The sequence below is a fragment of the Collinsella aerofaciens genome, from assembly GCF_040926405.1.
GTDB lineage: Bacteria > Actinomycetota > Coriobacteriia > Coriobacteriales > Coriobacteriaceae > Collinsella.
In genome coordinates this window covers 39,387-54,033 of the sequence record NZ_JBCOIG010000006.1, presented here as the reverse complement: position 1 = coordinate 54,033, position 14,647 = coordinate 39,387, and the positions used below count along the sequence as shown (strand labels likewise).

9 protein-coding genes are annotated in these 14,647 nt (G+C 61.5%); 7 read left to right on the top strand and 2 right to left on the bottom strand.

All coding sequences use genetic code 11. The features are described 5' to 3' along the window. Positions 1 to 1,318, bottom strand: a 1,318-nt coding sequence (locus AB5758_RS03760; protein ID WP_368155381.1) for a peptidase U32 family protein, incomplete at its 3' end; no start/stop codon positions are given. A gap of 299 nt (positions 1,319 to 1,617) precedes the next feature. On the opposite strand from AB5758_RS03760, the gene AB5758_RS03755 reads away from it, so the two are divergent. Further along, complete coding sequence (locus AB5758_RS03755) at positions 1,618 to 1,995, top strand: RidA family protein (protein WP_055285184.1); 378 nt, start codon at positions 1,618 to 1,620, stop codon at positions 1,993 to 1,995. A 112-nt stretch (positions 1,996 to 2,107) separates the two neighbouring features. Here the strand turns inward: AB5758_RS03755 and AB5758_RS03750 are convergent, their stop codons facing one another. After that, complete coding sequence (locus tag AB5758_RS03750; RefSeq protein ID WP_225093822.1) at positions 2,108 to 2,764, bottom strand: helix-turn-helix transcriptional regulator; 657 nt, start codon at positions 2,762 to 2,764, stop codon at positions 2,108 to 2,110. A gap of 351 nt (positions 2,765 to 3,115) precedes the next feature. Between AB5758_RS03750 and AB5758_RS03745 the strand changes: the two genes are divergently transcribed. The 6 genes from AB5758_RS03745 to AB5758_RS03720 all read left to right on the top strand — a co-directional run bounded on the left by AB5758_RS03745 (position 3,116) and on the right by AB5758_RS03720 (position 14,228). Then, on the top strand, positions 3,116 to 4,510 hold the full coding sequence (locus tag AB5758_RS03745; RefSeq protein ID WP_117745829.1) for a uracil-xanthine permease family protein: 1,395 nt from the start codon (positions 3,116 to 3,118) through the stop codon (positions 4,508 to 4,510). Between the two features lie 196 nt (positions 4,511 to 4,706). Further along, positions 4,707 to 6,062 (top strand): putative aminohydrolase SsnA, encoded by a 1,356-nt coding sequence (gene ssnA / locus AB5758_RS03740; RefSeq protein WP_368141256.1) that lies wholly within the window; start codon positions 4,707 to 4,709, stop codon positions 6,060 to 6,062. Positions 6,063 to 6,211: 149 nt separating this feature from the next. Then, a complete protein-coding gene (gene ygfK, locus AB5758_RS03735; RefSeq protein WP_368141255.1) occupies positions 6,212 to 9,211 on the top strand; it encodes a putative selenate reductase subunit YgfK in 3,000 nt (999 codons plus the stop codon). Positions 9,212 to 9,222: 11 nt separating this feature from the next. Beyond that, complete coding sequence (locus AB5758_RS03730) at positions 9,223 to 9,702, top strand: 4Fe-4S binding protein (RefSeq protein WP_195247110.1); 480 nt, start codon at positions 9,223 to 9,225, stop codon at positions 9,700 to 9,702. A gap of 12 nt (positions 9,703 to 9,714) precedes the next feature. After that, the gene (gene xdh / locus AB5758_RS03725) at positions 9,715 to 12,492 is read left to right on the top strand and encodes a selenium-dependent xanthine dehydrogenase (RefSeq protein ID WP_368141254.1); all 2,778 of its coding nucleotides are present in this window, start codon (positions 9,715 to 9,717) and stop codon (positions 12,490 to 12,492) included. A 344-nt stretch (positions 12,493 to 12,836) separates the two neighbouring features. Beyond that, positions 12,837 to 14,228, top strand: a complete 1,392-nt coding sequence (locus AB5758_RS03720) for an ATP-binding protein (RefSeq protein WP_368155379.1) — start codon at positions 12,837 to 12,839, stop codon at positions 14,226 to 14,228. Positions 14,229 to 14,647 lie beyond the last annotated feature (419 nt).

Genomic DNA, 14,647 nt, shown 5'->3' with positions numbered 1-14,647 from the left:
CGTCTACAGAGCGGCGGCGCAGCACATCGCGTTTGAGCGCAGCGCCGGCAGCGTCAATGGCGCGCTGGCTTCGAATCACGCGCACGCGGCAGCCCTCGGGCATGCTGCGGGGCACGCGGCATTCGATGATGTCGCCGGCGGCGGCATCATCAGCGGCAATGGTGGTCAGGAACTGGTCAAATTCGTTATCGTGGCGAAGCTCCAGCAGGTCGCCCTTGCCCACGGGCTCAAACAGCTCAATGCGGGCGATGGCAGCGCGGCGACGGCGGTCGTCGGGTTTGAGCCCGCGCACATCGCGGTTGGCCAGACGGCTGCCCAGCACCGTGCCTACGATCTGGCCGCGGTTGTTGGATCGCTCGTAACTCATCATCTCGTCGCCCGAGGTGCCGTCCTGATAGGCGTGCGTAAAGTCGCGGTTAAAGCAACGCTTGAGCTGGCGCTGGCGGGCGGCCTCCTCGTCCTTGGCCACGGTGGCTCCGGCCAGCATATCGTCAATTTCGTGACGGTACACATCGACGATGGAGTACACGTAATCGGGCGCCTTCATGCGGCCCTCGAGCTTGAGCGATGCGGCGCCGGCGTCATACAGACGGCGAACAAGCTGCGAAGTGTTGGTGTCGCGCGGGCACAGCGCGCGCTCGCGACCGGCAGGGGAGAGCGAGCGGCCGTTCTCGTCGATCAGCTCGTAAGGCAGGCGACAGGGCTGAGCGCACATACCGCGGTTGGCCGAGCGGCCCGCCATGGCAAAGCTCGACAGCAGGCACAGACCCGAGTAGCAAAAGCAGATGGCGCCGTGGCTAAAGACCTCGAGGTCCACATCGGGCGCGGCGTTGTGAATGGCGGCGATCTCGTCGATGGAGAGCTCGCGCGAGAGAGTCACGCGGTCGGCGCCCTGCTCGCGGCACCAGATAGTTCCGCGGTCGTCGTGGATGTTCGCCTGGGTCGAGATATGCGTCTCGATGCCGGGCATGGTGCGCTTGACTTCAAAGAACAGGCCCCAGTCCTGGATGATAAAGGCGTCGGCGCCCAGCGTGGAGCAGCGATGGATGAGCTGCAGTGCATCGCCCATCTCGGACTGCTTGATGACGATGTTGACCGTGACGTAGACGCGCGACCCGGCTAGATGCGCGGCGCGGCAGGCTTGCTCAAAGGCCTCGTCGGTAAAGTTGGTGGCCTTGCGGCGGGCGTTAAAGCTGCCCATGCCGCAGTAGATGGCGTCTGCCCCGGCGGCGAGTGCGGCGGCAAAAGGCTCGGGCCCTCCGGCGGGGGCCAAAAGCTCGGGCCTGCGGTTGGTGGTTCGGCTGGCGGTTGCGGTCATATCCTGCCTTTCAAAATGCTCAGATATTCAAAAGTATAGTGGCGTCGCTGCGGTGGGCGACGCCCGCAGCCTAAGCAGGACAAAGTCTTCAGCAGCTTGGACTGGCTGCTCCACATGAGAACCGTTCAGCGGTTCGGAGAAACCGTTGGGCGATAAAATATTCTCGCAAGCTGATAATATTCTTGCATCGCACGGAAACCTTGAGTACTATCCCAATCAAGCGCGGTGTTCAGACCGAATTGTGCCTCCCGGTGCGAACGCCGCGCTCACGCTCTCTATCTGATCGTAAGGAGAAAAACATGAGCAAGACCGTCGTGTCTTCCGATAACGCACCGGCCGCCATCGGCCCGTATTCCCCCGGTATCCAGGCCGGCAACATGGTGTTCCTGTCCGGCCAGCTGGGCATCGACCCCGCGACCGGCAAGATGCCCGAGGGCGTCGAGGCCCAGGCCAAGCAGTCCCTCGCCAATGTCGAGGCCCTGCTGACCGCTGCCGGCGCCACCTTTGCCGATGTCGTCAAGACCACGGTCTACCTGGCCGACATCGCCGACTTCGCCGCCGTGAACGAGATCTACGCCTCCAAGTTCGAGGCCCCGTTTCCCGCGCGCAGCGCCTTCCAGGTTGCCGCCCTTCCGGCTGGCGGTCTGGTCGAGATCGAGGTCGTCGCCGCCCTCTAAGGTGTTGGCAACAACTAAACATGACATGCAAAAAGACCCTGCAGCGCGTGCGAGCTGCAGAGTCTTTTGTTAAGTGACGAATCGCTTGTGGAGCCGCGCTCCATTTTGCTCGTTAGCCCTCCTTGCGAACTTTTTGCAGGTAGCGGTAGACGCTGGGCTCCGAGATGCCCAACGCGGTGGCGGCGCAGGCCACGGCGCCCTTGAGCATGAACACCCCGTTGCCGTTGAGGTGGCGAATGACGTCCACGCGGTCGCTTTGACCAAGCGACGTCACATCCAGCCCGCGAGCGCTCAGCAGCTCGGCAATGCTGCGGTCGATGAGCTCCTGTGTGGACTCCGAAAGGCTTTCGACCTCGATAGAGGCGGGCTCCGTGCGCGTCGGCGCCGCGTCGAAGCACGCCATGAGCTGCTGTGCCATGGCGTTGATGGAGCGCACGGTCGAGAGGTCGGTGTTGACGCAGAGCATGCCGACGATCTCGTCATTCTCGCGGATAAAGTACGTCGCTGACTCCAATGTCTTGCCACCGGCACCGCGGCCCTCGTAGCCCGTAATAAACGGCAGGTCGCGATACTTGGCGTCGTGCATGATCTTGAGCGCCAGATCGGTGGCGGGACCGCCGACCTTGCGGCCGCTCACGATACCGTTGCGGATATCGACGATGGCGTGGTCGGGATCCGAGAAATCGTGCAGGACGATTTCGCTGTTCTTACCGAGTACCTGCTCCAGGAAATCGACCATCGGCAAAAAGCGACGTACGGTCTCGTTCACGGGCAACTCCTTTGGGTTCTATCGAAGTGTTCATAACAATTTTTTATCATGGTAACACGCTGCCCATCATCTCGTATATCCGCAGGTACATTGCGTAATGCAGACGAACGGTAGGAATTTAGCGGTAAACGGTTGACCAAAAGAAATGTTAGATGTTATTTTGACCAGACACTTTCCTGACCTGCGGAAATGCGTAATTTCAGCTGAAGAATAGTCTGATAACAAAAAATTATTATTGAGAATGAGAATCATCTTTAATACGATATGCAATGAAGGCACAACCTCAACCCCGCACTGCGTCACAATAGAGCGTCAGATGCGAAAACAACTACTTCGAGGATTGGTGGTCAAATGACCCAGGAGACGGTTACGAACGGTACTGAAGCCCTGTTCACTCGCGAAGGCATGCCTCCCGTTAAGGAAATGATCCCGTGTGCCCTTCAGCACGTACTGGCATCGTTTGCCGGCATCATTACCCCGGCGGTCATCATGGCCGGCGTCTACGGCTTTAATAGCCAGCAGAGTACCGACATCATCCAGGTCGCGCTCATTCTTTCGGCGATCGACACGGCCCTTCAGGCCTTCGCTCCCTTCCGTCGCATCGGCGGCGGCCTGCCCATCGTCATGGGCGTTTCGTTCGCGTTCCTGCCGGCCCTGCAGGCCATGGGTGCCTCGGGCTTTAGCTTTGGTGCGCTGCTGGGTGGCGAGATCGTCGGCGGCGCCGTCGCGGTCCTCTTTGGTCTGGCCTACAGCAAGATCAAGTGGCTGTTCCCGCCCGTCGTGACCGGTACGGTCATCTTCTCCATCGGCGTTTCGCTGTATCCCACGGCCGTCAAGTATATGGCCGGCGGTATGGGTACGCCGCTGTGGGGCACCCCGCAGGCCTGGTGCGTCGCTCTTATCACCTTCGCCGTGGTCTTTGCGCTCGCCAACTTTGGCAAGGGCACGCTCAAGCTGGGATCCGTGTTCTTTGGCATGATCGTTGGCATGATCGTCTCCATCCCCTTTGGCATGATCGACTTCTCCAGCGTCGCCACCGCTCAGGTCTTCGCTCTTCCCAAGCTCATGCCCTACGCGCTCGAGTTTGATCCCGAGGTCTGCATTACCCTCGCCGTCGTGTTCCCCATGGTTGCCATCCAAGTTATCGGTGACGTCTCCGCCGCCTGCCTGGGCTCCATCGACCGTATGCCCACCGAGCGCGAGCTCTCCGGCGCTATCGTGTCCCAGGGCCTCACCTCTATGGTCGGCGGTCTGCTGGGCGGTCTTCCCACCAGCGCCCTTGGCCAGAACGTGGGCATCATCTGCTCCAACAAGGTCGTCAACAAGTGGGTCTTTGTGATCATCGCGGCCGTCTTTGCCATCGCCGGTCTGTTCCCGCAGCTCTCTGCCGTGCTCTCCGCCATCCCGCAGCCTGTTATCGGCGGCGCGACCGTCGGCGTCTTTGGCACCATCACCATGAACGGTGTGCGCATGTTCACCCGCGAGGGCCTCACGCAGCGCACCACCACCATCGTCGGCACCTCCGTTGTCTTTGGCTTGGGTATCTGGATGGCCAGCGGTTGCCTTGCCGGCGAGGGCATGCCCACCTGGGTGTCCACCGTCATCGGCTCCAACGCCGTAACCCCCACCGCCATCATGGCCATCGTGCTCAACCTGATCCTTCCGCAGACGCCGGTCGTGGCTCAGCACATCGATGCCGCCAAGGATGCCGCTGTGAATCTGGTCCTGCCCGAGAGCAAGAAGTAACCAATTCGGTGCTATTCGCCGGCGGACGCATCGCCTCGTCCGCCGGCGCCATGCGGCGCCAAGCCGCACTTCAAAGGGCTCGTCCCTTTGGTGAAGCGTTGACGGGAGAGGGCCCGTTTCCGGTGTAGGCCGGCGCTTCGCACTTCCGCCATGTCAGAGGTGTCAAACCCCGCCCCTGATGTTGAAGGGAGCATTTATGCTTCTGGTCGCTAACGGTTCCGTCTTTACCCGCAACGCTCAGACTCCGTTCATTCCCAACGGTGCGGTCGCCATTGACGGAGATACGATCGTCGAAGTGGGCCCCGAGCGCGAGCTCAAGGCCAAGTACCCGGATGCCGAGTACGTCGACGCCCAGGGCAACCTCATCATGCCCGGACTTATCAACTGCCACACCCACATCTACTCGGGTCTGGCCCGCGGCCTTGCCATTAAGGGCTGCAACCCCACCAACTTCCTGGAGAATCTTGAGCAGCAGTGGTGGAAGATCGACGACAACCTGACGCTCGACGGCACCAAGGCCAGCGCCTATGCCACGATTCTGGATTCCATCCGCGACGGCGTCACCACGATCTTCGATCACCATGCGAGCTTCTGCGAGATTCCGGGCAGCCTCTTTACCATTAAGGACGCCGCTCAGGAGCTGGGCATGCGTTCGTGCCTGTGCTACGAGGTCTCCGACCGCCGCGGTCAGGAAAAATGCGACCAGGCCATTGCCGAGAACGCCGAGTTTGCCCAGTGGGCCGCCAAGGAGCGTCGCGATAACGACAACCACATGATCGCCGCCATGTTTGGCGGTCACGCCACCTTTACGCTTTCGGACGAGACCATGGACAAGATGGCCGAGGCCAACAACGGCCTGACCGGTTTCCACATCCATGTGTGCGAGGGCATGAATGACGTGTGGGACTCCCGCCTCAACCGCGGCGGCATCAGCCCCGTCGAGCGCCTGCTGCAGCACAACCTGCTGGGTCCCGACACCATGCTCGGCCACTGCATCCACGTGACGCCTGCCGAGATGGACATCGTCAAGGAGTCCGGCACCTGGCTCGTCAACAACCCCGAATCCAATATGGGCAACGCCGTGGGCTGTGCCCCCGTGCTCGAGTTCTTCCGCCGCGGCATTCCCGTGTGCATGGGCACCGACGCCTACACTCACGATATGCTCGAGAGCCTCAAGGTCTTCCTGATCATTCAGCGCCACAACGCCGCTATGCCCAACGTGGGCTGGTGCGAGGCCATGACCATGCTGTTCGAGAACAATGCCAAGATGGCGAGCAAGTACTTCGATCGCAAGCTTGGTGTGCTCGAGGCCGGCGCTGCCGCCGACGTCATCGTTATGGACTACAGGCCTTTTACGCCGTTGAGCGAGGAGAACATCGACGGCCACATGCTCTTTGGCATGATGGGCAAAAACTGCCGCACCACCATCATCAACGGCCGCGTCCTGTACAAGGATCGCGAGTTCGTTGGCATTGATGAGGACAAGATCAACGCGTGGACCATGGCCGAGTCCAAGAAGCTCTGGAGCACGCTTAACGATCGCACCTACTAATTCACAAGTAGATTCGCGCGCGTCGGATGTTTCGCCGCATCCGACGCACGTATAGGCGGCCTCCGCGGGGTCGCCGGCGCTGTGCTAGCGCTACACCGTATTTGCGCCCGCCGCGCGGTCTCGCCGGGCGTTACAGAGAGGAGCTCATTATGAGCGACATCATGAGGCCGATCCCGTTTTCGCAGCTGATGAACTGGATCATCGAGGAGCACAAGTCCCAGGACGCCATCTTTGGCGTGCGTAAGATGGTCACGACCAACCAGGAGGGCGCGCTTCCCATTTTTGACGAGCGCATCGAGACTCCGTTTGGCCCGGCCGCCGGCCCCAACACGCAGCTTGCCCAGAACATCGTGGCATCCTACGTGGCCGGTTCCCGCTTCTTTGAGCTCAAGACCGTTCAGGTTATGGACGGCGAGGAGCTCTCCAAGTGTGTGAACAAGCCCTGCATTGTGGCGCAGGACGAGTGCTACAACTGCGAGTGGTCGACCGAGCTCGAGGTTCCGCAGGCCTTTGCCGAGTACGTGAAGGCATGGTTCGCATGCCACCTCATCGCTCGCGAGTACGGCCTGGGTAGCCCGGATGGTTTTGTCTTCAACATGTCCGTGGGTTATGACCTCGAGGGCATCAAGAGCCCCAAGGTCGATGCGTACATTGAGGGCATGAAGGACGCCAGCGGCTCCGAGGTTTGGAATGAGTGCCGCGCATGGGCGCTTGCCAACCTGGACAAGTTTGAGCATGTCGACGCCGCGTTTGTCGAGTCCATCCCGGCACGCGTCTCCAACTCCATCACCGAGTCCACCCTGCACGGCTGCCCGCCGGCGGAGATCGAGCGCATCGCGACCTACCTCATCACCGAGAAGGGCCTCAATACCTACATCAAGTGCAACCCCACGCTGCTGGGCTATGAGTTTGCACGTCAGCGCCTCAACGAGCTGGGCTTTGACTACATCGTCTTCGATGACACGCACTTCCGCGAGGACCTGCAGTGGGCCGATGCCGTGCCCATGTTCGAGCGCCTGATTGCCCTGTGCGCCGAGCGCGGCCTGGAGTTCGGCGTCAAGCTGACCAACACGTTCCCCGTCGACGTGACGAGAAACGAGCTGCCCTCCACCGAGATGTACATGTCCGGCCGTTCGCTGTTCTCGCTGACCATCGAGGCCGCCCGCCGCATTACCGAGCAGTTCGATGGCAAACTGCGCATCAGCTACTCCGGCGGTGCCACGGTCTACAACATCCGCGCCCTGTATGACGCCGGTATTTGGCCCGTTACCCTGGCGACCGATGTGCTCAAGCCCGGTGGCTACGAGCGCTTTAGCCAGATGGCCGGTGAGTTTACCGACCTGGACGGCAAGCCGTTTGAGGGCATTTCGCTCGAGGCCGTGACTGCGATCCAGACCGACTCGCTCACCAACCCGCTCTACAAGAAGCCGCTGCGCCCGCTGCCCGACCGCAAGGTCGCCGGCAAGAGCCCGCTTTCCGACTGCTTTACCACGCCGTGCCGCACGAGCTGCCCCATCCAGCAGGACATTCCCGCCTATCTGGCGGCTGTTGACGAGGGCCGCTACGAGAACGCACTCAACATCATCATCGAGCGCAACGCCCTGCCGTTCATCACCGGCACCATCTGCCCGCATCCCTGCGGCCGCGCTTGCGAGCGTGCGTTCTACGAGCCCGAGGGCGCCCAGATTCGCGCCAGCAAGCTCAAGGCCGCCCGCGAGGCCATGACCGCCGTGCTGCCCAAGCTGCGCGCCCAGGCCATCGCCAACGACAGCGAGCGCAACGTTGCCGTTATCGGCGGCGGCCCTGCCGGTCTGGCGACGGCGTTTTTCCTGACGCGCGCCGGCGTGCCCGTCACCATCTTCGAGGCCCGCGATTCGCTTGGCGGCGTGGTCCGTCACGTGATCCCCGAGTTCCGTATTGCGAGCGACGACATCTCCCACGATGCCGAGCTCTGCCTGGCCTTTGGCGCCAAGGTGCAACTTAATGCTCGCGTGGAGTCCATCGGCGAGCTCAAGGCCCAGGGCTTTACCGACGTTGTCGTGGCCACCGGTGCCTGGATGCCCGGCTCTGCGGGCTTGGGCGAGGGCGCCGAGCTCGACGTGCTGGAGTTCCTCGAGGCCGCCAAGAGGGGCGAGAAGCTCGAGCTGGGCGAGGACGTCGTAGTCATTGGCGCCGGCAACACCGCCATGGATGCTGCCCGCGTGGCCAAGCGCCTGGCTGGTGTGAAGAACGTGCGCCTGGTGTATCGCCGCACCAAGAAGCAGATGCCCGCCGACGAGGAAGAGCTTGATCTTGCTCTTGCCGACGGCGTTGAGTTCTGCGAGCTGCTGGCTCCCAAGGCACTCAACGGCGCCGTGCTGACCTGCGATGTTATGGAGCTTGGCGAGCCGGATGCAAGCGGCCGTCGCAGCCCCGTTGCCACGGGCGAGACCGTTGAGCTTCCCGCCACCACGGTGATCTGCGCCGTGGGTGAGGGTATCGATGCCAGCCTGTATGATGCCGCGGGCGTCGAGCACGACCGTCGTGGCCGTCTTGCCGCCACCTCCACCGGTGTCGAGGGCGTCTGGGCTGCGGGCGACTGCCGTCGCGGTCCTGCTACCGTGGTCGAGGCTATTGCCGACGCCGCCGAGGTCGCCCGTGCCATCGCCGGCGTGGACTTTAACAAGTACACCGACCAGAATGCTCAGGCCGGCCGCGAGGACACCTGCTACGAGCGCAAGGGGTCGCTGTGCCGCGACAAGCGCAACTGCACCAAGACCCGCTGCCTGGGCTGCGGCTCGGTGTGCGAGGTCTGCTGCGACGTGTGCCCCAACCGCGCCAACGTGGCAATTAAGGTGCCGGGCCTGGCCAAGCATCAGGTCGTCCATGTCGACGGCATGTGCAACGAGTGCGGCAACTGCGCCGTGTTCTGCCCTTACCAGGAGGGTCGTCCCTACAAGGACAAGCTCACCCTGTTCTGGAGCGAGGAGGACATGGAGAACTCCGAGAACGAGGGCTTCCTGGCCGTGGACGAGGACCACTTTAAGGTTCGCGTCGCCGGCACGGTCCGCACCGTCTCGGTCGATGCCGTCAACACCGGTCTTCCCGAGGCCGTCCGCCTGACCATCAGGGCTGTGCGCGACAACTATTCGTACCTTCTTAAGAAATAGGCGAGTCTCTTATGGCCAAATCCATTCAACATAACGTGGCCTACGTTGCCTGCGGAAGCGGTTGCGCCTCCGCAGGCGGCGATGCCCGCTGCAGCGAAGGCTGCATTGGCTGTGGCGCCTGCGTCACGGCCTGCCCCCACGGCGCCATTGCGCTGGTCGATGGCATCGCCCGCGTGGACCGCTCCAAGTGCACGGGCTGTGGCCTGTGCGGCGTGGCGTGCCCGCAGCGCGTGATTGCCTTCGTCCCCGGCTACCAGAACATTCTGGTGCGCTGCAACAACACCGATAAGGGTGCCATTGCGCGCAAGGTCTGCGACACGAGCTGTATCGGTTGCGGTATGTGCGCCAAAAAGTGCCCTGCCGGCGCTATCCGCATCGAGGACAACTGCGCCCATATCGACGGCGTGGACTGCCTGTCGTGCGGCATGTGCGCCGTCGTCTGCCCGCATGGCGCCATCCACGACCGCACCGGCATCGCCGCCGGCGTGTAGAAGGGAATCACCATGGCACAGGAATTCACTTTTACCGTTAACGGTGTCGAGCACACGACGACGGAGAATAAACCACTGCTGCGCTATCTGCGCGACGACCTGCACATTCACTCCGCCAAGGACGGCTGCTCCGAGGGCGCCTGCGGCACCTGCACCATCCATGTGGACGGTGCGGCCGTCAAGGCGTGCGTACTGACCACTGCTCTTGCCGCCGGCCGTAACATCGTGACCGTCGAGGGCCTGCCCGAGGACGTGCGCGAGGCCTTTGTGTACGCCTTTGGCGCCGTGGGCGCCGTGCAGTGCGGTTTTTGCATCCCCGGCATGGTCATGGCGGGTGCAGCGCTGATCGCCGAGGACCCCGAGCCCACCGAGGAGCAGATCAAGTACGCCATCCGTGGCAATGTCTGCCGCTGCACCGGCTACAAAAAGATTATCGAGGGCATTTCGCTGGCAGCTGCGGTGCTCCGTGGCGAAAAGCAGATCGACGAGGATTTGGAGCGCGGCGACGACTACGGCGTGGGCAAGCGCGCCTTCCGCATCGACGTGCGCAAGAAGGTGCTCGGCGAGGGCAAGTATCCCGACGACATCGACGAGCTCGATCAGCCGGGTCTGACCTATGCCAGCGCCGTGCGCTCCAAGTACCCGCGCGCCCGTGTGCTCTCCATCGACACCTCCAAGGCCGAGGCCCTGCCCGGTGTGGTGGGCATCCTGCGCGCCGAGGACGTGCCGGTCAACCAGGTCGGCCACCTTATCCAGGACTGGGACGTCATGATCGCCCAGGGCGACATCACCCGCTGCGTGGGCGATGCCATCGTGCTGGTGGTTGCCGAGGACGAGGCGACGCTCGAGAAGGCCAAGAAGCTCGTAAAGATCGATTACGAGCCGCTGGAGCCCGTGCGCAACATCGCCGAGGCCAGGTCTGCCGACGCCCCGCGCCTGCACGACAGCTTCTTTGCCTTTGGCAACACGGTGGAGCTCAAGGACAACGTGTGCCAGAGCCGTCACGTGACGCGCGGTGACGCCGCCAAGGCGCTGGCAGAGAGCGCGTTTACCGTGACGCAGCGCTTTACCACGCCCTTTACCGAGCATGCCTTCTTGGAGCCCGAGTGCGCCGTTGCCTTCCCGTACAAGAATGGCGTCAAGGTGCAGTCGACCGACCAGGGCGCCTACGACACGCGCAAAGAGTGCGCTCACATGTTTGGCTGGGATAGCGAGCCCGAGCGCGTGGTCGTCGAGACCATGCTCGTGGGTGGCGGCTTTGGCGGCAAGGAGGACGTGTCCATCCAGCACTTGGCCGCGCTCGCCGCATATAAGTTCCAGCGTCCTGTGAAGTGTAAGCTCACGCGTGCCGAGTCGCTCGCTTTCCATCCCAAGCGTCACGCCATGGACGGCACCTTTACACTGGGCTGCGACGCCGAGGGCAACTTTACCGGCCTGGATTGCGAGATCAACTTTGATACCGGCGCCTACGCGTCGCTGTGCGGCCCGGTGCTCGAGCGCGCCTGTACGCATGCCGTCGGCCCCTACAAGTACCAGAACACCGACATTCGCGGCTTTGGCTACTACACCAACAACCCGCCCGCCGGTGCGTACCGCGGCTTTGGCGTTTGCCAGTCCGAGTTTGCGCTCGAGAGCCTGATCGACCTGCTGGCAGAGAAGGTCGGCCTGGATCCGTGGGAGATCCGCTACCGTAACGCTATCGAGCCGGGCGAGGTTTTGCCCAACGGCCAGATTGCCGATTGCTCCACGGCGCTTAAGGAGACGCTGCTCGAGGTCAAGGATGCCTACTACGCGCATCCCGGACACGCCGGTATCGCCTGCGCCATGAAGAACGCCGGCGTGGGCGTGGGCCTGCCCGATGCCGGTCGCTGCAAGATTCGCGTCGAGGATGGCCGCGCCGTGGTCTACGCCGCCACGTCCGACATCGGCCAGGGCTGCAACACGGTCTTTTTGCAGGACGTTGCCGAGGCCTGCGGTCTGCCGCTGAGCTGCATTGCTAATGGCGAGTGCTCCACCGAAAACGCTCCCGACTCCGGCACCACGTCTGGCTCGCGTCAGACGGTCGTGACCGGCGAGGCCGTGCGCGGTGCCGCCTTCCTGCTGCGCGATGCCATGCTTGACATCGAGGCCGGCAAGCCCGCACCCGATACTCCCGTGAGCGCGCATGGCGACGGCGTCAAGATTGAGTACGACGACGGTCGCGCCTATCAGCTGCGCACGCAGGAGCTCATCGCCGGCCAGGGTATGCATCCTCAGGATCCCGCGGCTGCCATCAAGGCGCTCGAGGGATGCGAGTTTGGCTACGTGTACCTGGAGCCGACCGACAAGCTGGGCGCCGACGTTCCCAACCCCAAGAGCCACATCTGCTACGGGTTTGCCACGCATGTGGTCATTCTGGATGATGACGGCCGCGTGAGCGAGGTCTATGCCGCGCACGATTCCGGCAAGGTGGCCAACCCCATCTCCATCCAGGGTCAGATCGAAGGCGGCGTGCTCATGGGTATGGGCTATGCGCTTACCGAGGACTGGCCGCTCAAGGACTGCGTACCCCAGGCAAGGTACGGTACGCTCGGGCTGTTCCGTGCGCCCGAGATTCCGAATATCCACGCCATCTACGTGGAGAAGGACGAGCTGTTGCCCGTGGCATACGGCGGCAAGGGCATCGGTGAGATTGCAACGATTCCCACGGCGCCCGCCGTACAGAACGCCTATCGCGCATTCGACGGCAAGCTGCGTCCGGATCTGCCCATGGTGGATACGCCGTACAGCCGCGCCCGTCACCGCGGGTAGGGTAGAGCGTGGACGGCCATTGTTGACGGGCCGTTCGCGCTCAACATCAACTACATACGCTGCGCCTTTGGCCCCGGCTCCATCGCGAGCCGGGGCCCTTTGTTTGGAGTGGAAACTGCGTCCCGGATTTGGCGCTCAGAACGGGACACGCTTTCCGGATGGCATGTTTGGCGGAAACTACGGCCCAGTTTTTGGCTCCAGAACGGGATACATTTTCCGGAACGGTCCACGTGCGGTGGTGTACCGACCCTTTTGCGTGCGCCGCTTGTCGAATTACGTTATAGCTAGCTATATTATAGGAAGGTTTAATATAGCTAGCTATAACGTAAAGGAAGGATGGCCCTATGTTTATCGGAAGAACGGCGGAAATGTCCGAGCTCAATCGACTGTATGGCACGGGCTCCTTTGAGATGCCTGTGATTTACGGCCGCCGTCGCGTGGGCAAAACGCGTCTTATCACAGAGTTTATCCAAGGCAAGAAGGCTATTTACTTTCAAGCTCGTCGCACCAATGCAGAGGCAAACCTGCATGGCTTTAGCCAGGCGATACTTGCGGGCTCCGTTGGTGTTGCTGGCGTGTCGTTTCGTAGTTTTGACGAGGCGTTCGATGCATTGGCTACCATGGCTCGTACGGAACGTTTGATTGTCGTGATCGACGAGTATCCTTATCTCGCCCAATCGAATCCCGAGATCAGCTCGTTGCTGCAAGACAAGATCGATCACTTGTACAAAGAGACCAAGCTTATGCTTATCCTGTGCGGGTCGTCGCTTTCGTTTATGGAAGAGCAGGTGTTGGGCTACGAGAGTCCGCTATACGGTAGGCGTACGGCCCAGTTTAAGATCATGCCGCTCGATTTTATGACGACCCTCGGCCTGTGGCAGAGCATGGGTCGCGAAGACGCTGCAGTTTGCTATGGCATGGCGGGTGGCATTCCTGCATATATCGAGAAAGTCGATCCTGCCGCACCGCTCAAGGACAACATCAAACGTCTTTTTCTTACTCCTACGGGCTATCTCTTTGAGGAGCCGAGTAACCTGCTATTGCAGGAGTGCCGCAATCCCGAGCAATATGATGCGATCGTGCAAGCAATTGCCCAGGGGCGCTCGAAGATCTCGGAGATTGCGAGCTCTACGGGAATCCCTGCGAGCAACGTAAAGAGCTATGTGGATAAGCTGGCGTCGCTTGGGATTGTCGAGCGCGAGCTGCCCCTAAACGAGACGAGCAATAAGCGAGCCGTGTATCTGCTGAGCGACCAGATGTTTAGGTTCTGGTACAAGTTTGTTCCGCAGAACATCGGGCTGATTCAAAACGATATGGCCGAGATGGCGTATGAGCGCATTGAGCCGCACGTATCGGATTATATGGGTACGGTCTTTGAGATTATATGCAGACAATACGTGTACGAACTCGCGCGGGCGGGCCAGCTTGATGTGGTTCCGGCAAGCGTTGGGCGCTGGTGGGGGACGGATAATCGCACGCATACGCAGGAAGAAATCGACTTGATTGTTGACGATGGCGAGGGCACTGCGCTGTTTGCGGAATGCAAATGGCGCAATGAACCGGTGGGCGAAGACGTGCTGCAAAAGCTCGTGCATCGAAGCGAGCTCTTTAGGCGGCAGCACAAAAGCTATGCGATCTTCTCGAAGCGAGGCTTTACGCAAGGATGTCAGGAAGCTGCGGCGAGCAGGGGAGATGCCAAGCTGATTTCGTTTGCCGAGATGTGCGAGCGGAGATAACCAAGCACGCTCTGATGTGATGCTCGGAATGGGTCGCGCTAAGGATGCCAAGCGTAAAACCTTCAATGAAAATGGCGTAAAAACTACATCTGTCATGGCGTAAAAACTACATTGAAAGTAGCGTAAAATCAGCATTGAGAATGGCGTAATTTCGCATATCGCGTGATAGAGAGGGACGGCCGTCTATGGATGCACCAAAGAGATTGACCCAAAAGGGATATAGGCCCCGGCTCATAGAGGAGCGCCTCGACACCCTTATGCGGGCGTTTGGCTGTGTGGAGATCAACGGCCCCAAATGGTGCGGCAAGACCTGGACGGCGCTCTCTCGCTCGGCGAGCGTCTCCAGGCTCGATGAGCCTGCGCAGCGTGCGGCGGCAGAGGTCGACCCAAGCCTGGCGCTCATCGGCGATGCGCCACAC